Source organism: Synechococcus sp. CB0101 (assembly GCF_000179235.2).
Classification (GTDB): Bacteria; Cyanobacteriota; Cyanobacteriia; order PCC-6307; family Cyanobiaceae; genus Vulcanococcus.
Map to the genome: position 1 here is coordinate 455,734 of NZ_CP039373.1, position 15,972 is coordinate 471,705.

The following is a 15,972-nucleotide window of genomic DNA, read 5'->3' on the forward strand; positions in this document are numbered from 1 at the left end:
CTCCAACAGACTGGTTTTGCAGAACGGATTCTTTGAACCCAACCTCGATCCCACACTGATCCGCGAGCGGCTCCTGGCGCTGGAGCAGGGAAAGGTTGGCTTCTACAGCGTTGGTCTGTATCCGGCTGCCCTGGCTTACAACTGCGCCATGCAAACCGATGGCTCGCGCCTGCTGCTGGCTCCGCGGCCCGGTCGCCGTTTGCTGGGGGCCTTCTCCGAGAAGGATCTGGCGGGGATGGATCCCGATCACATCGCCACGATGGAGCAGATGGGCAGCCATCTGCAGGGCACGAGCCGCGTGCCCAACACCCTGAGCGATCTGATCGAACGCTGCGATGTGGTGGTGCTGAGCGCCAACAGCAACCACGTGGAAGAGGACCTTCAGGAGGCGCTTGAGCTGCGCCAGGTTCTACGGCGTGAGCATGTGGTGCTGGCCTGTTTGGCTGGATCCTTCTGCCACGACCCGATCAGTAACGAGGCCTACGTGCTGTGCCAGAAGCAGCCCAATCTTGCCTTTTTCAGTGGCTTTCACCGCCATGGCGCTCTGCGTAACCCCCTCGATAGCTTCACGGCCAATTTCTGTCATCCCAATGCCCTAACCGCTTTGCTGGGGGCGCGATTGCTGGATCGCCTGTCACCCAATATTCAAGTGTCAGCGGGTGTTCACAACATCGAGGGGCAATACATCAAGGCGGCCAAGAATATGGCCTCGATCTTTGCGGGTTTTGGTTACACCTATCACCGAGAAAATCCCGGTGTTTTGCCCACACTGCTTACGCTGTTGCTGGAGCAGTGCCTCGATCAGGCCGCCACGGTGTCGATGGCGCGCACCGACCGCCAGCGCCTCTACCACCGGCAACCGATCGCGCTCACGGAACTCGGCTACGGCGTGCAGCGGATCGAAGCGGCCTTGGTGCGCGATGGTGACATGGAAAAGGTGCGCGACCACACCTTCTCGCAACTCACCGCCATGGTGGCCGATGTGCGCGGCAGCATGATGCTGCCCAGCACCGGCAGCCCCACCCGCAACTTCCAGGCCGGGGCCGTGCTGGCCGAACGCATGCGCGATCTGGGGCGCTGCCCGGCCAGCTTGGAGGAATTCGAGCAGTGGTGTGAGCAGGCCGGGCTGGCGAAAGGTGGTCTAGAGGGCTTGCGCTCGCTGCGTTATTGGCCCCAGATCCTTCGCCAATATTCCATTCCGATCCACGATGCCTCCTTGGGCAACCTGCTCTATATGGCGATTTTTGGTCGCCAGAGTTCCAAACAGACGGCCTTCGCGGTGATGACGGAAAGCCGTGAGCTGAGCAATTACTGCCAGGAATCGGTGCGACCCACCCACAGCCGTCGCTATGCCGAAGCCCTGCAGAATCTCGATAATCCAGCCGCCCTGGATTTGATGGTGAGTGCGGTGGTGGCTGATCTGGCCCGTCGCTCTGGCGGCGGCGACAGCTTCATTGACGATGAATCTGTGAATAGCGACGATCTGCCGGCCTATTTGCAGGCGATGAACGTTATTGAGAACGTGTGGTGAGCGGCAGCAGAACCCCGCTTTCCCGCTCGAAGCGCAGTTCTGCGTCTTGCCTCCAGCGCACCTGAACTGCATCGGCGATTGGGCCGGCCTCGCCGATCACCTTCAGTGTTCCGTAACCGGGGCAGTGAACGTGGGAGATCACGCGATCCCCTAGCCACTCTCGATGGCTGAGCCGCCCCTCCAGCGCCGACCAGCCGCGGGCGATGGGCGTCTCTGCCGGTGCCAGTTCCAGCCGTTCCGGCCGTAGGCCCAGTTGCAGCTTGGCCGTGTCGATCAGATTGATCGTTGGATTCCCAAGGAAGCTCGCCACGAAGCGGTTTGTGGGGGTGTTGTAAAGCTCTTCTGCGGTGCCGATCTGTTGCAATTGCCCCTCCCGCAGCACGGCAATGCGATCAGCCAAGCCCATCGCTTCATGTTGATCGTGGGTCACATACACAACGGGTACGCCCGTGCTGCGCAGCAGGGTGCGCAGTTCGCCGCGCAGGTCTTCCCGTAGCTGAGCATCGAGGTTGCTCATCGGCTCATCCAGCAAAAACAACGCCGGCTTGCGCAACAGCGCCCGGGCCAGGGCCACACGCTGACGTTGCCCGCCGGAGAGGGCCGCCGGCCGGCGGGTGCGCAGCTCCTCGAGTTGCAAGAGAGCCAACACCTGATCGAGATCCCGAGCGATCTCGCTTTTCGGTACCCCTCGCAGTTCCATGCCCAGGCTGAGATTGCGCTCCACGCTCAGATGCGGGAAGAGGGCATAGCTCTGGAACACCATGGCCACCTGGCGCTGCGCTGGCGGCAAGTGGGTGATCACTGCTCCACCGAGGCGAATCTCACCGGAGCTCGCCGGATCGAGGCCGGCGATCAGGCGCAGGGTGGTGCTCTTGCCACAGCCGCTAGGTCCGAGCAGAGCCAGGATCTCGCCCGGCGGCACCTCCAGCGTGAGCTGGTCGAGCAACGTTTGTTGCTGCACGCGGCGGCTGAGCCTGTGCAGCTCCAGGCCTGCACCTTGGGTGGTGAGGGTTGTGGTCATCCTTTGATGGCTCCCTGGGTGAGGCCGCTGATGATTTGGCGCTGGAACACCAGCATCAGCAGGATCAGAGGGGTGCTGCCCAGCACGGTGGCCGCCGCGAAAGCTCCATAGGGAATCGTGTACACCGACGAGCCGGCGATGCGGGCCATGGCCGGCGCCAGCGTGAGCAGATCGCTGCGGCTCAGCCAGGTGAGGGCGATCGGGTATTCGTTCCAGCAAAAGATGAAGATCAGCAGGGAGGCGCTGGCGATTGCCGGTGCCATCAGCGGTAGCAGCACCCAGCGCAGGCGCTGCCATAAACCCATGCCCTCCATCACCGCAGCCTCCTCGAGTTCCAGGGGCAGATCCCGGAATGAGGCCTGCAGGAGCAAGATCGCCAGCGGGAGACAGAGGCCTGCGTAGGGAAGGCTCAAGGCCAACAGGTTGTTGGCCAGATGCCAGTCGCGTGCCGCCTCAAGCATGGCCAGGAACAACAGCACCGCCGGAAATGCAGCCGCTGCTGCCACCAGCAGCGACAGGCCGCGGGAGGCCGTACGGCCGATCCGGCTCAGGCCATAGGCGCAGGGCACCGCCAGAGCCAGGGTGAGGGCGGTGCTGGTGGCACCTACCACTGCACTGTTGAACAGGTAGAGCAGAAAGGGCGGATCACCCTGCAGCAGTTGCTGGTAGTGGCTCAATGTCCAGCTGGCTGCTCCATGGAGTTCACCGGTGAGCGACTCTGTGGGCCGCAGGGAGGTGTAGAGCTGCCAGAGCATCGGCCCGAGGCTCCAGACCAACAGGGCTAGGCGCGCCATCAGCGCACCTCCCCGGGCGTTGCTCGCCCAACGCGAAAGGCCAGCGCGGCGATGGCCGCAACCACCACCAGCACGGCGAACGAACCGAGCATCACCGTGGCGCTGTAGCCGAAATCCAGGAAGCGCATCGCGTTGAGGTAGGCGTAGAGGGCCAGGCTTTCAGTGCTGCCGGCCGGTCCGCCACCGGTGAGCACCTGAATCAGATCGAATACCCCGAGCGCCTGCGCCAACCTGAACAACACGGCAATCAGCAGATACGGAGTGAGCAGCGGCAAGGTGATGCGCCGCAGGCTTTGCCAGGCGCTAGCTCCCTCTAGCGCCGCCGCCTCATAGAGATCCGCTGGAATCGTCTGCAGCCCGGCCAACAGCAGCAGCGCCACAAACGGCGTGGTTTTCCAGGTGTCAGCCCACACCGACGCCATCCAGGTGATCGCTGGATCGGAGAGAAACGGGATTCCCCCGAGTCCAAGCCGGGTGGCGAGCTGATTGATGGGCCCGTACGGGTCGTTGAAGATCCAGCGCCAGCCCAGGGCCATCACGGTGGTGGGGAGCGCCCAGGGCAACAGGCTGATGGTGCGCAGCGGCCCCCGGCCCTTCAGCGGCTGATGCAATAGCAGTGCCATCGCCAGCCCCAACACCATTTCCAAGCCCACCGAAGCCGCCCCGAAGCGCAGCGTCTGCCAGGTGTCTTGCCAAAAGCGGGCGTCGTTCCAGAGCCGTAGCCATTGCTCGGCACCGACCGGCCTGAGCTCCAGGCCGGTGAGCACACTTTGGGCCTGGGTGCTGAGCCAGGCGTAGTGGAGCAACGGCGCCGCGAAGATCGCCACCAGCCAGAGCAGTGCCGGCGCCATCAGCAGCCAGAGACGCCAGCGCATCAGCCTGCGCCCCCTGCCGTGAGCAGCAGTCGTTCGCTGTTGGATTGCAGTTGCTGCATCGCTGGTGCCGGCTGAACCTCGCCTGTGAACACGGCGTTCACCTCTCGATAGAGCAGATCACTCAGCTGGGCATAGATCGGTGTGAGCGGTCGCAGCACGGCATCGCTGAGGGCCTGCTCTAACTCAGTCAGCACTGGATTGGCCGCCAGCAGCTCTGGGTCTTCAAAGACACTCAGCCTTGTGGGGGTATATCCCCAACGCAGGTTCAGCTGCTTCTGTGCCTCCTCGCTGGTGAGAAAACGCAGGGCTTCAATCGCGGCTTGTTGATGGCGTGAGCTCGCCAGCAGGGCCAGCCCCCAGCTGCCTTGCGTGGCGGCGTGGGCTTCCCCCGGCTGGCTCACCATCGTGGTGATGCCCACCTTGCCGCGCAGGGGCGACTCAGCACGATTGAGCTCGGCCCAGGCATAGGGCCAGTTGCGCATGAACGCGGCATCACCGGCTTGAAAGGCCTGCAGTGCTTCGGGTTCGGCCATGTTGGTGACCGTGGGTGGCGTGATGCCGGCCTCCACCAGATGGTTCAGCCAGGCCGTCGCCTCGATCGCAGCCGGGCTGCTCAGCTCCGGTTGGTTCTGATCCAGCCAGCGCCCACCGAAGCCGCGAAGCATCTCCACCATCACGCAGCTCAGCCCTTCGTATTGCTTCCCCTCCCACACGTACCCCCACGGCACCTTGCCTTCGGCTTGCAGGCGCCGGCTGATGGTTTCCAGTTCCGCCGGTGTGCGCGGTGGAGCCTCCATCAGATCTGTGCGCCAGAACAGCAGGCCCATGTCCGCCACCAACGGGAAGCGCCAGAGATGACCAGCGAAGGCATTGCCCAATTCAGCGCCGGGGGCCAGATCGGCCAGGGCGTCATCGCCCAGCCATGGCTCAAGTGGCTCCAGCCATCCTGCAGCGGCATATTTCGGTGTCCAGGTGACGTCCATCAGCAGCAGGTCGTAGGGACTGCTGCCCAGCAGCAGGCTGCTGATCGCCAAATCCGACATCGCCTCGGTTTCCAGCGGTCCTCGGCTCACGCTCAGTTCAATGCCGGGATGGTCGCGGTTGAATGCCGCCACCAGTTCAGCGGTGGCGTCGGCGAAGGGTGCCGGCATCAGCACATTCACCCGCTCGACAGCATTGGCCGCCAGGCTCCACAGCCCCAGCACCACACTGGTCATCAGCACCAGCAGCAACAGCGGCCAGCGGCGAGTCATCAGGCGATGGGGTCCGGTGCGGTGGGTTGGATGGCGCGGAGCTGTTCCTCCGCCCAGTTGTCCACGCTGAGTCGTTCCACTGCCTGCACCATCGAGGTCATCCGGCTCGACTGCTGATCGGCCGGCATGGCCAGGGCCGCTTCGATCGCCTCATCCATGCGGCGATGGGAGTAGGGATTGGTGAGCACGGCACCTTTCATCACCACCGAAGCTCCGGTGAATTCGGAGAGCACCAGTGTTCCCCCCTTGCCTTTGCGCGCCGCGGCGTATTCCTTGGCCACCAGATTCAGACCGTCGCGCAGCGGTGTGATCCAGCAGATATCGGCGGAGGCGAACCAGGCCACCATTTCCTCGTAGGGAATGCGCTGGGTGGTGAGGTGGATTGGGACCCAGTCGATGCGGCTGAAACGGCCATTGATCCGGCCCACCATTTCTTCGATGCTCCGCTGCGTGTCGGCATAAACCTTCATCCCGGAATTGGCTGCCACACAGGCCAGCACCAGCACCACCTCTGCGTGCAGGTCGGGGCGCCGTTCCAGCAAGCGTTCGTAGGCGAGCAGTAATTCCTGGTTCCCTTTGGTGTAGTCCACCCGGCTGGCGGAGAGGATCAGGCGACGGCCGCGCTTACTGCCCTCTTCGATCTCATCGATGAGTTGCTGCACGCCCGTACTGTTGCGGAGCGCCGCGATCACTGCTGGGCTGGTACCCACCGGTGTCGACACCAGTTGCACCCGCCGGCCGCGGTACTCGATCCAGGGTGTGGCATCCGGCTGGGCTAGGGCGCTGCCGCAGGGCAGGAAGTGAGGCGCGACGGCCGTTTTCGGAGCCTTCTCCACCGCCAGGAGGCTGCTGGCAGCTCGCGCAAAATTTTCGGCGTAGCGCGGAATGTGAAAGCCCACGGCATCACAGCACAACAGACTTTCCAGGATTTCCTCTCGCCAGGGCAGGATGCTGAAGACATCACTGCTTGGAAAAGGTGTGTGGTGAAAGAGACTGATCTTCACGTCGGGCCGCAACTCCCGGATGTACCCGGGTGTGAGCCAGAGGTTGTAATCGTGAATCCAGATTGAGGCTTCTGGAGCCGCTTCTTTGCAAGCTGCCTCAGCGAAGCGTCGGTTCACCTCCTGGAATGTGGCCCAGTCGGCGTTATTCACCTCAAAGAAACCGGGGAAGCTGTGCAGAACCGGCCAGATGGCTTCCTTCGAGGTCACGTGATAGAAGCTGCCGATCTGCTCCTTGCGCAGCGGAATCCGGCGCAGACGGATGGGCGGGACCCCATCAACAGAGGCGTCAACGGTGAGGGTCTGGTCCTCGGCTTCCGTGGTGTCGTCCTCGCGCCAGGCAATCCAGGTGCCGGAGGGCTGGGAGCGGAACAGGTTGCGCAGGGTTGGGATGATGCCGTTCGGACTCTTCTGGTCCTGCCACTGACGTTGCCCTTCGGAGTCGACCACCTCATCAAAGGGTGAGCGGTGATAGACCAACACGAAGGAACTCGGCATGCTGCGCACTCAAGGGACACCAACTTCGGGGCCGCCGGATGCCGAATTGACACCATGGAACGGCCCTGGCCACCGTGCCGGTGTTCACCGGCAAAACAGGGAAAGGTGGCCTACACGGGCTGTTTCCACCATCCCCTGAAGCTCCTGGGATGTCAAATCGGCACGCGGCCTCAGAGGCCCCGATCCATCAGCTGGCCCATCAGATCGCAGCTGCGTTGCTGGAAGCCGGCGAGTTGGTTGGGCTCCAGGCCGCCCACGGCCAGCCGTGCCATTTCGTACACATGGCGGCTGAGCTCATCGGCCAACTGCTGGCTGGGAGAGCTGCCGCTGGCGCCGGTGATCACCGAGCCAGCCGAGAGCTTGAGCAGGCCCTCCACCAGCCGGTGCTTGCGGTTCACGAGCAGCACATGGTGATCCGGCAGGCCGGGCAGGCGTTGCTCCATCAGGGCGCCCATGTCATTGATGCGGCGCATTTGCTCCGGCAGCAGGATGAGAGCGGCGGGAGCGTTGTCGCCCTTGAGGGCCTGCACCTGGATGGTCACCTTGTCGTTGTTCAAGGCGTTCTTGAACAGGTCTCGCACCTTTTCGGAGCTGTCTTTGCCATCGGCATCGGCCAGTTCGCTCTCCTTCTCTTGCAGGGAGTCGTCGAGCTCGCTGTCGACCCGCTGGAACTTCAGCTCCTCGTGGCGGTACTCCAGCCAGGGAATGAACTGGGTATCGATGAAGGTGTCGGCCAGGAGCACCTCAGCGCCCTGGCCCTTCCAGAGAGCGAGTGCACCGGCCTGACCGGCCTCATCGGTGCAGTAGAGGATGCGCTTGTCGTTGTCGGCGCTCAGGCGTGAGCGGTAGCCCGCCAGGGTGGTGAAGGTTTTGTTGTTGTCGCCGGGGATCGGATCAGGGCTGTCGCCCTCACCGGCAGCGGCGGTCGTGCCGAACAGCACGAGATCGGCCACCTGCTCGGCAAACTTGTCGTCCTCCATGGCGCCGATCTTGATGAAGGGGGCCAGGGATTCCCAGATCTCGGCGTAGCGCTTGGGCTCATCGCGGTGCAGCTGCTTGAGCCGATCCGCCACCTTCTTGGCCACGAAGCCGCCGATGGAGCGCACGCGGCGGTCGGTTTGCAGGGCTGAACGGCTCACATTCAGCGGGATGTCGGGAGAATCGATCACGCCGCGCAGGGGCAGCAGGTAGCGGGGCACCACCTCCTTGATCGAGTCGCTGACGAACACGTTGTTGCAGTAGAGCTTGATCTCGCCCTTCTCCCAGTCGGCGCGGCCGCTGAATTTGGGGAAGTAGAGGATGCCCTGCAGGTTGTAGGGGTAGTCGGTGTTGAGGTGCACCCAGAGCAACGGGTCGCCCTGGAAGGGGTAGAGGTAGCGGTAGAGCTCGATGTAGTCGTCGTCGCTCAGGTCGCGGGGGCTCTTGCGCCAGGGGGCTTCCCGCTTGTTCACGGTTTCACCCTCAAGCTGCACCTCCACTGGCATGAAGTCGCAGTAGGTGGTGATCAGCGTGCGGATGCGGGCCGGCTCGATGTATTCGAGCTCCTCCTCCATCAGATGCAGAATCACGTCGGTGCCGGGCTCACTGCGCTCAGCGGCTTCCAGGCTGAAGTTAGGGGAGCCATCACAGCTCCAGCGCACGGCTTCACTGCCATCGCGGGCCGACAGCGTGACCAGCTCCACCTGCTTGGCCACCATGAAGCTGGAGTAGAAGCCCAGGCCGAAGTGGCCAATGATGGCGTCGTCTTCCTGTTTGTATTTCTCGAGGAAGTCTTCAGCGCTGGAGAAGGCCACCTGGTTGATGTAGCGCTTCACCTCATCGGCGCTCATGCCGATGCCGTTGTCGGAAATGGTGAGGGTCTTGGCGTCGCGATCGATGCAGATCGAGATCTTGCCTTCAGCTCCTTCGCTGCAGTCGCCGGCCATGGCCGCCATGCGGCGTTTGCTGATGGCATCCACGCCATTGCTCACCAGCTCCCGCAGGAACACCTCGTGACCGCTGTAGACGGCCTTTTTGATGATCGGGAAGATGTTCTCGGTGTGGATCTGGATCTGGCCCTGTTCCGCCTGCAGCACCACAGCGTGAAAAAGCAACGTGGCTCCAGACTCACCCGGGGCAGGCCAGCCCGCCAAGGGGCCGCCATGGGCAGGAAACCGCCCCCTCAGCGGGCCATGTTCAGTTGATGTGGCTCAGCCAGCGGACTTGAGCTGGCTGCTCAACAGCAGGCGCAGCTGAACGAGAGGGCGTCTCAGCTCCCAATGGGGATCCATTAAGGCCCTGGTGTGGGCTTCTCTTGCTGGGGTGGCCAGCGGCGTTCCACCTGAACGAACACCAGCCAGGCCACGCCGGCGGCGATGCCACCGGTCCACTCGGAGCGGAGCAGCTCGATCAGCGACACCGTGCTGGCGGCAATGCGCAGGGCTCGCAGCCCAAAGCGTCCAAGCTGCTGCAGCCGGTCTTGGCCGGAGGCTTCAGTCACGCGTGGCGATGATCTGGGTAGCTGATGTCCAGGCGCCGCTGGCGTCATAGCGGCGGATCAGCCGCTCCAGTCGATCCGGAGCGGTGAGCCATCCGGCCTCCACCGAAAACGCAGTGCGGTGATCCACGCGGCGCGGGGTGAGGTGATAACCGCCATCCGCCATCCAGGTGAGTTGGAGCAGCGGGTCTGACCTGCCGGCCTCAACGCTGTCGTTGCTGGCACCGGTGCTGGTTTGGATGCGCAGGGTGCCCTCATCGCCTCCAGTTACTTCAAAGCGGCAGCAGGCCTGGTCGGGTTCGGGCCAATCCGCTGTGATCGTGGCGGCGTTGCCGCTCCAGCTTCCTTGCAGTTGATCGAGCGTGAGCGCAGGCCGTTCCTGGGCGTCGCTGCCAGCGCGACATTCGCGGATCAGCACCAGGTTGGCGAAGGTTCCGTCGTCGTTATGCAGCTGCACCAGGCGGTGGCGGCGGTCGCCATCGATGAATCCGAATTCGCCGCCGAAGGGCGTACCCGGTGCCACCTGCAAGCGTCCTTTGCAGAACGTGCCGCTTTCGAAGAACACCACCTGCCGCCCGAGGTTGCGGTAGTCCTCGCTCATGTCGCGGCTGGGTTCGCCGTTCAGATCACCATCGGCGAAGCGGCGTAGCCGAAAGTGCACCAGCCGCTCTTCCTCTCCCCGCTCCAACGTGAGGATCGAGGGCGTCTCCTCCACCACGGCGCCCGTGGCATCGAGGCTGGCGAAGCTGCCGCGCAACGCACCCAGGTTGCGCAGGAAGTTGTCCCATTGACTCGACATGAGCTGCCTCGGTCTCAGCTGGCGCGCTGCAGATCGGGTTTCTCTTCAGGAACAATCGCCCCTTCCACCGGGCACACCTGCAGGCAGATGCCGCAGTCAATGCAGGTGTCGAAGTCGATCCAATAGAAGCCGGTTCCTTTGGCGTTGGCGCCACTGCCGGGGTTGATGCAGGCCACCGGGCAGGCATCCACGCAATCAGCCACCCCTTCGCAGACGTCGGTGACGATCGTGTGGGCCATCGGTCAGGACTGCGGGTGCCGGGATCCTAGGAACCGATCCAGTGGCAGGCGGCGCAGCCGCGTTCTGCAGCCACCGCCTCCGCATCGGCTCGACTAGCGCAGGGGCTCTGCAGCAATTCAGCCCGTGCACCGTCGCGGTGCAGTGCTTCCAGTAAATCGAGCGCCTCGCCCAGTTGACCCTCTGTGCCGTAGGCCACGAGTGTGGCGGCGGGGCGCTCGGGTGCGCTGGCTTCGGTGCCGATCAGCTCGCGAATCGCTTCCACATCAAAGCTGAAACCCATGCCACCAGCCGCTCCACCGAAGCGCGCCACCAGCGCGTCGTAACGACCTCCGCTGGCCAGGGGCACTGGAGCCACCGGGCCCTGGCAGACCAACTTCAGCACCAGACCGTCGTAGAGGTCGAAGTGGGGCTGAAAACTCGGATCGAGCTGGAGTCTGACGCCCTGCCCAGCAGCCACGGCGGCCACGCTGTTGAGGGTGCCCGCTAATTGCTCCAGCAGGCTCGAGGGGCCCAGTAATTGCTCCAGTTGGTAGAGCACGGCCTTGGTGTCACCCCGCAGCCGCAGCAGCTGCTGCAATCCCTGGCGTTGGTGGCCCGGCAGTTCCAGATCGGCCAGAGCGAGTGGATCGAAGTTGATCAGGGCCTGGCGCGTGGCCAGGCGTTGCTGCGCCGGCACCTGATCGAGCAGTGCACTGAGAATGCCGTGGTGGCCCAGCAGCAGTGTGGGTTGGTGGTCTGCGGTGATCTGCAGCTGGCGCAGACAGGCGAGCAACAACCGCAGCAGCTCCGCGTCCGCAACCAGTGCCTGAGTGGCGTCGGCACCAAGCAGTTCCACACCGCTCTGGAGTCGCTCCTCCAGCCGGGGTTGGCCCACATCGCTGAGGGCGCTGCGGAAAACGGCCCCGCTGCTCCACAAGCGCAGGGGGCGGGGCCGGCTCGCGAGCCGGGTGCAAGCAGCCCGAGCGATGGAGGCCGTCATCTCAGGCCGTAAGCCCAGAGGTTCATCGGAGGCCAGTCGCACCAACTCGCGATCGCGAATGCCGCCACCGGCTTCGAGGGTTTCCAAGCGCTCCACCAGCGGCGGGGCTACTTCGGCATAGCCCCAGCGCCGATACACCTCGGCCAGCTGATCGCACAGCCAGCGATTGCCATCCACTTCGCGCGGGTTGAGATCCCTGGCGCCGGCAGCGGGTTGCAGGGCCATCGGATCTGAGCGCTCGAACTGGGGCTGATCCTATGGAGCGGCCTTATCGAGTTCCGGGGCGCCGAAGCTGGCACCGCTGAGGGGCTGGCAATCAGCCAGCCCCTCGATCAAGGCTTGGCGCAAACCGGGGCTGCAGGCGATCAGGCGCCCTTCCGCCAGGTGCGCTGGGCTGCCGTCATAGGCGCAGACCACACCACCGGCCTGCTCCACCAGGGCAACGCCGGCCGCCAGATCCCACGGCGAGAGGCCCCGCTCCCAATAGCCATCGAGACGGCCATCGGCCACAAAGGCCAGATCCACGGCCGCCGCCCCACCACGGCGCACCCCCCGGGTGCGGTGTGTAAACCAGGCGAATTCGGCGTAGTTGTTGTCGAGCCGCTCGTGCCGGTCGTAGGCAAATCCGGTCACCAGCAGGGAGCTCGCGAGGCTTGTGCACTGGCTCACCTGGATGCGGCTGCCGTTGCACCAGGCTCCCAGCCCAGGAGCGGCCCAATACAACTGTTGCAGTGCCGGCACCGCCAGGGCCCCCAGCAGCGGCTGGCCGTTCCAGGTGAGGCCGATTGATGTGCCGAAAAAGGGGTACCGATGGGCGTAGTTGGTGGTGCCATCGAGCGGATCCACGCACCACTCCAGCGCCGAGCCCTTGCCGGGGCGCCGCCCGCTCTCCTCGGCCAGAACACCGAGATCCGGGGTGCCGTGCTCGAGCACAGCCAACACCGCCTGCTCAGCGGCCACATCCGCCTCGGTAACCAGGTCTCCGGCGCGTCCCTTTTCCCGGATGGATTCCAAGCGTCCGAAGTGGTTCAACAGCTGCGCCGCTCCGGCCTCGGCCGCGCGTTGCGCCACATCGGCGAGCTGCTCCAGCTCCGCCAGCTTCAGGCCACTGGCCTCGGCGCTCTGATCCGAGAGCCGCTGCTGGTCAGGTGTGCTCATTCCTCATCGAGGGGCAGGCCGGCACGCACCTTGCCACGGCCGAAGTGCCTGCCGAACTGCATCTCGTAAACCTCGTCTTCATCTTGGGTTTCCACCTCCAGCGGCCCGGTGGCTCGCGCCACACAAAGGAGGCCATATCCCTGGGCGCGGATCTCGCGGGAGAGGCCCAGTGCCTCGCGCTGATCAATCGAACCCTCCAGCACGCGCACGGCGCAGGCGGTGCAGCAGCCATTGCGGCAACTGAAGGGCAGCGGCTCACCCTGCTGCTCGAAGCTGCGCAGGATGTATTCCCCTTCCGGCACGTCCAGGGCGATGGTGCGGTTTTCCTGCCGCCAATGGACCGTGATCGGATAGGTGCGCATAGCCGCAACCAGCGAAGGACGTGGTGACTGCTACATTCTCATCGTTGCCCCGCGCAGCCGCGTCACTTGTTGACGCAGCAAAAGCCCCCCTCCCGCGGAGAGGTGGCCGAGTGGTCGAAGGCGCAGCACTGGAAATGCTGTATAGGGGCAACTCTATCGAGGGTTCGAATCCCTCCCTCTCCGTTTCTAAGGTCTTCGGACCAGCCGCCCTCTGGGCGGTTTTTTTGTGCCTCAAGTGATTCAGATTGCGGATCGCTAGGGATGCAACACCGCCCTGCCGATGGCGCTGTTAGCAACTCAGCCGAAGCGTCCGGTGACGTAATCCTGGGTTGCCTTTTGCTTGGGGGCATTGAAGATCTGTTCGGTCTCGGCGAATTCCTCCAGGCAGCCCACCTTGCCGTCACTGTCAGGGTTGGCGGTGACGTTGAAGAACCCGGTCATGTCGCTGACGCGCACGGCCTGTTGCATGTTGTGGGTCACGATCACGATCGTGTAGCTCTTCTTGAGCTCATGCATCATCTCTTCGATTTTCAAGGTGGAGATGGGGTCGAGCGCTGAACAGGGCTCATCCATCAGGATCACCTCCGGCTCGATCGCGATTGCCCTGGCGATGCACAGGCGCTGCTGTTGCCCGCCGGAGAGCGAATAACCGCTCACCTTGAGCTTGTCTTTGGTTTCATCCCAGAGGGCCGCTTTGCGCAGGGAGCGCTCCACTAACTCATCCATATCCCCACGAAACCCGTTGATGCGGGCGCCGAAGGCGATGTTTTCGTAGATGCTCTTCGGGAAGGGGTTGGGTTTCTGGAACACCATGCCGATACGGCGTCTCACCTCCACCGGATCCACATCGCGGGCGTAGAGGTCTTGGTTGTCGAACAGCACCCGGCCCTTGAGGCTGCAACCCTCGATCAAATCGTTCATGCGGTTGAGGGAACGCAGCACCGTGCTCTTGCCACAACCCGATGGGCCGATGAAGGCGGTGACTTTGCCGCGGGGGACCTCCATGTACACACCACGCACAGCCACGTTGCTGCCGTAGCTGATGCTCACGTTCTCGAGGTTGAAGCAGGCGGTGGTGGAGGCAGGCGACATGGTGATCAAGGCTGGGAAGAGAAACGAAGCGGTGAGCTCAGGTGTTGCTGAAACGGCCCAGCCAGCGGGCCAACAGATTGGCCAGAAGGATCATCACCACCAACACAAACGACGACGCCCAGGCCAGAGCGATCTGAGCGTCGTAGGGCATGATCGCGAAGTTGTAGATCAACACCGACATCGACGCGATCGGGTTGAACAAGCCTTCAGGCCAAAACGGTGAAAACAGCGCCGTGAAGATCAAGGGAGCCGTTTCACCGGCTGCCCGCGCCACCGCCAACACCACGCCTGTGGCGATCGAGGAGAAGGCGGCCGGCAACGTCACGCGGGTGATCGTGATGAAGCGCGAAGCACCGACGCCCATCGCTCCCCAGCGCAGTTCCTGAGGCACGAGCTTGAGTGCCTCATCGGTGGTTTTGATCACCGTGGGCAGCATCAACACCGCAAGGGCGATGCCGCCGGCGAGGGCGCTGTAGCTCTGATTGAAGAACAGGCGTGTGCTCACGATCAGGCCGTACACGAACACGCCGCAGATGATGGAGGGCACACCGGCCAGCACATTCGTGCCAAAGCGCACGAAGCGGGCAAACCAGCCGGCAGAGGCGAATTCCGCCAAATACATACCGGCACCGACACCCACTGGTACCGCAATCAGCGCCGCCACCAGAGTGACGATCAAGGTGCCGAGGATGGCATTGCCGATGCCACCACCATCCAGCCCTGGCGGCGGAGGCAACTCGGTGAGCAGCTTCAGGCTGATCAGGGAGCCACCCTTGAACAACACATAGGCGATCACCACGATCAGGGGCAGAACGGCCAGGGCGGTGAACAGACCCGCCGTGATCGTGAGCAGCTGATTCCAGCGGTTGCGCGCCAGGGAGGGCTGCAGGGTGAGGGAGCCGCGGTTAAAGGAGGTCATCGGCGCTCAGTATTTGAGGCTCAACCGGCGCACGATCACCTGGGCGAGCAGGTTGACCACCAGGGTGAGCACCATCAGCACCAGCGCGGCGTACATCAGGGCCGAGACCTGCAGGCCATCGGCTTCACCGAACTGATTGGCCAACATCGACGAGATCGTGTTGGCCGGTGCCAGCAGGCTGAAGCTGAAGTTGTTGGAGTTACCGATCAGCATCGTCACCGCCATGGTTTCGCCCATGGCGCGGCCCAAGGCGAGCATCACACCGCCGGTGATGCCAGAAATCGCCGCCGGCAGGATCACATGCACGATCGCTCCCCAGCGGGTGGTACCCACGCCATAGGCGGCCTGGCGCAGCGTGAGCGGCACCTGCTGCAGGGAATCGCGGGAGATGGCCGTGATGATCGGCAGGATCATCACCACCAGGATCAAAACGGCCGGGGCCATCCCCGGCCCAAGCGGGGTTGTGGAGAAGAAGGGCAGCCAGCCCAACCATTGATGGAGGCTCGTGAGCCCGGGCCGGAGGAAGGGCTCCATCACAAAAATGCCCCAGAGACCAAGCACCACGGAGGGAATGGCCGCCAGCAGCTCCACCATCACCCCAAGCACCTGCCGAATCGCCAGGGGAATGATGTTTTCAGTGAGAAAGATGGCGGTGCCCACCCCGAGCGGCACGGCGATCGCCAGGGCCAGCAGCGAACTCACGACCGTGCCATAGATGGCCGTGAAGGCGCCGTAGTGCTCCCCGATCGGGTCCCAGTTGGAGGTGGTGAGGAAGGCAAGCCCGAAGCGGCCGATTGCTTCTCGGGCCCCTCCGAGCACCGTGAACAAAATGCCGATCAGCACAAGGCCCACCACCGAGGCGAGCACCACGGCCAGTTTCTGGAAGCCCCGATCGATCAGCAGTTCCCAGGGGGGACGCCGCCGCTGCGAGAAGAGTTCAGGGCGGGCACCCGCGGCCATGGGGATCTTTACCT

At 63.8% G+C, this 15,972-nt stretch carries 16 protein-coding genes and 1 tRNA gene; 2 read left to right on the forward strand and 15 right to left on the reverse strand.

Annotation, left to right across the window (positions count from 1 at the left end; all coding sequences use genetic code 11):
* Positions 1-16: 16 nt before the first annotated feature.
* A complete protein-coding gene (locus CB0101_RS02550) occupies positions 17-1,531 on the forward strand; it encodes a hypothetical protein (RefSeq protein WP_010308686.1) in 1,515 nt (504 codons plus the stop codon).
* On the opposite strand, the gene CB0101_RS02555 is transcribed toward CB0101_RS02550, so the two are convergent.
* The 12 genes from CB0101_RS02555 to CB0101_RS02610 all read right to left on the reverse strand — a co-directional run bounded on the left by CB0101_RS02555 (position 1,512) and on the right by CB0101_RS02610 (position 12,987).
* Complete coding sequence (locus CB0101_RS02555; RefSeq protein ID WP_010308683.1) at positions 1,512-2,552, reverse strand: ABC transporter ATP-binding protein; 1,041 nt, start codon at positions 2,550-2,552, stop codon at positions 1,512-1,514. The two genes, CB0101_RS02550 and CB0101_RS02555, sit on opposite strands and share 20 nt — an antisense overlap.
* Positions 2,549-3,346, reverse strand: coding sequence for a carbohydrate ABC transporter permease (locus CB0101_RS02560; protein WP_010308680.1), 798 nt, complete (start codon positions 3,344-3,346; stop codon positions 2,549-2,551). The genes CB0101_RS02555 and CB0101_RS02560 overlap by 4 nt, the downstream gene beginning before the upstream one ends.
* The gene (locus CB0101_RS02565; protein WP_010308676.1) at positions 3,346-4,221 is read right to left on the reverse strand and encodes a carbohydrate ABC transporter permease; all 876 of its coding nucleotides are present in this window, start codon (positions 4,219-4,221) and stop codon (positions 3,346-3,348) included. The genes CB0101_RS02560 and CB0101_RS02565 overlap by 1 nt, the downstream gene beginning before the upstream one ends.
* Positions 4,221-5,474: an ABC transporter substrate-binding protein gene (locus CB0101_RS02570; protein ID WP_010308672.1), complete on the reverse strand. Its 1,254-nt coding sequence runs from the start codon at positions 5,472-5,474 to the stop codon at positions 4,221-4,223. Before CB0101_RS02570 ends, CB0101_RS02565 begins: the two co-directional genes overlap by 1 nt.
* Positions 5,474-6,973, reverse strand: coding sequence for a glucosylglycerol-phosphate synthase (ggpS, locus tag CB0101_RS02575; protein ID WP_010308668.1), 1,500 nt, complete (start codon positions 6,971-6,973; stop codon positions 5,474-5,476). Before ggpS ends, CB0101_RS02570 begins: the two co-directional genes overlap by 1 nt.
* Positions 6,974-7,143: 170 nt before the next feature.
* Positions 7,144-9,048 carry a molecular chaperone HtpG gene (htpG, locus tag CB0101_RS02580; RefSeq protein ID WP_371413625.1) on the reverse strand — a complete coding sequence of 635 codons (1,905 nt, stop codon included), beginning with the start codon at positions 9,046-9,048 and terminating at the stop codon, positions 7,144-7,146.
* Positions 9,049-9,242: 194 nt separating this feature from the next.
* On the reverse strand, positions 9,243-9,452 hold the full coding sequence (locus tag CB0101_RS02585) for a hypothetical protein (protein ID WP_010308659.1): 210 nt from the start codon (positions 9,450-9,452) through the stop codon (positions 9,243-9,245).
* Positions 9,445-10,248, reverse strand: a complete 804-nt coding sequence (locus CB0101_RS02590; RefSeq protein WP_010308654.1) for a DUF3598 family protein — start codon at positions 10,246-10,248, stop codon at positions 9,445-9,447. Before CB0101_RS02590 ends, CB0101_RS02585 begins: the two co-directional genes overlap by 8 nt.
* A gap of 14 nt (positions 10,249-10,262) precedes the next feature.
* Positions 10,263-10,487, reverse strand: coding sequence for a ferredoxin family protein (locus tag CB0101_RS02595; protein WP_010308652.1), 225 nt, complete (start codon positions 10,485-10,487; stop codon positions 10,263-10,265).
* Between the two features lie 26 nt (positions 10,488-10,513).
* Positions 10,514-11,692: an ATP phosphoribosyltransferase regulatory subunit gene (locus CB0101_RS02600; protein WP_010308650.1), complete on the reverse strand. Its 1,179-nt coding sequence runs from the start codon at positions 11,690-11,692 to the stop codon at positions 10,514-10,516.
* Positions 11,693-11,722: 30 nt separating this feature from the next.
* Entirely contained in the window at positions 11,723-12,625 is a 903-nt protein-coding gene (locus CB0101_RS02605; RefSeq protein ID WP_010308648.1) for an inositol monophosphatase family protein, read from the reverse strand.
* Positions 12,622-12,987: a 2Fe-2S iron-sulfur cluster-binding protein gene (locus CB0101_RS02610; protein WP_010308646.1), complete on the reverse strand. Its 366-nt coding sequence runs from the start codon at positions 12,985-12,987 to the stop codon at positions 12,622-12,624. Before CB0101_RS02610 ends, CB0101_RS02605 begins: the two co-directional genes overlap by 4 nt.
* Positions 12,988-13,083: 96 nt before the next feature.
* Here CB0101_RS02610 and CB0101_RS02615 point away from each other — a divergent pair.
* Positions 13,084-13,170: transfer RNA gene (locus CB0101_RS02615), tRNA-Ser, on the forward strand.
* Between the two features lie 114 nt (positions 13,171-13,284).
* On the opposite strand, the gene pstB is transcribed toward CB0101_RS02615, so the two are convergent.
* From pstB to pstC, 3 genes are read right to left on the reverse strand one after another with little or no spacing between them, the layout of a single operon-like run.
* Positions 13,285-14,079 carry a phosphate ABC transporter ATP-binding protein PstB gene (gene pstB, locus CB0101_RS02620; protein ID WP_010308645.1) on the reverse strand — a complete coding sequence of 265 codons (795 nt, stop codon included), beginning with the start codon at positions 14,077-14,079 and terminating at the stop codon, positions 13,285-13,287.
* Positions 14,080-14,116: 37 nt separating this feature from the next.
* A complete protein-coding gene (pstA, locus tag CB0101_RS02625) occupies positions 14,117-14,998 on the reverse strand; it encodes a phosphate ABC transporter permease PstA (protein ID WP_010308640.1) in 882 nt (293 codons plus the stop codon).
* A 6-nt stretch (positions 14,999-15,004) separates the two neighbouring features.
* Positions 15,005-15,958: a phosphate ABC transporter permease subunit PstC gene (gene pstC / locus CB0101_RS02630; RefSeq protein WP_010308637.1), complete on the reverse strand. Its 954-nt coding sequence runs from the start codon at positions 15,956-15,958 to the stop codon at positions 15,005-15,007.
* Positions 15,959-15,972: the final 14 nt, after the last annotated feature.

Coding starts and splice junctions, on each gene's coding strand:
- ggpS (WP_010308668.1), bottom strand. CDS start 6,973: ATGCCGAGTTCCTTCGTGTTGGTCTATCACCGCTCACCCTTTGATGAG.
- pstC (WP_010308637.1), bottom strand. CDS start 15,958: ATGGCCGCGGGTGCCCGCCCTGAACTCTTCTCGCAGCGGCGGCGTCCC.
- CB0101_RS02555 (WP_010308683.1), bottom strand. CDS start 2,552: ATGACCACAACCCTCACCACCCAAGGTGCAGGCCTGGAGCTGCACAGG.
- CB0101_RS02610 (WP_010308646.1), bottom strand. CDS start 12,987: ATGCGCACCTATCCGATCACGGTCCATTGGCGGCAGGAAAACCGCACC.
- CB0101_RS02565 (WP_010308676.1), bottom strand. CDS start 4,221: ATGCGCTGGCGTCTCTGGCTGCTGATGGCGCCGGCACTGCTCTGGCTG.
- CB0101_RS02595 (WP_010308652.1), bottom strand. CDS start 10,487: ATGGCCCACACGATCGTCACCGACGTCTGCGAAGGGGTGGCTGATTGC.
- CB0101_RS02590 (WP_010308654.1), bottom strand. CDS start 10,248: ATGTCGAGTCAATGGGACAACTTCCTGCGCAACCTGGGTGCGTTGCGC.
- CB0101_RS02560 (WP_010308680.1), bottom strand. CDS start 3,346: ATGGCGCGCCTAGCCCTGTTGGTCTGGAGCCTCGGGCCGATGCTCTGG.
- CB0101_RS02605 (WP_010308648.1), bottom strand. CDS start 12,625: ATGAGCACACCTGACCAGCAGCGGCTCTCGGATCAGAGCGCCGAGGCC.
- CB0101_RS02600 (WP_010308650.1), bottom strand. CDS start 11,692: ATGGCCCTGCAACCCGCTGCCGGCGCCAGGGATCTCAACCCGCGCGAA.
- pstA (WP_010308640.1), bottom strand. CDS start 14,998: ATGACCTCCTTTAACCGCGGCTCCCTCACCCTGCAGCCCTCCCTGGCG.
- pstB (WP_010308645.1), bottom strand. CDS start 14,079: ATGTCGCCTGCCTCCACCACCGCCTGCTTCAACCTCGAGAACGTGAGC.
- CB0101_RS02570 (WP_010308672.1), bottom strand. CDS start 5,474: ATGACTCGCCGCTGGCCGCTGTTGCTGCTGGTGCTGATGACCAGTGTG.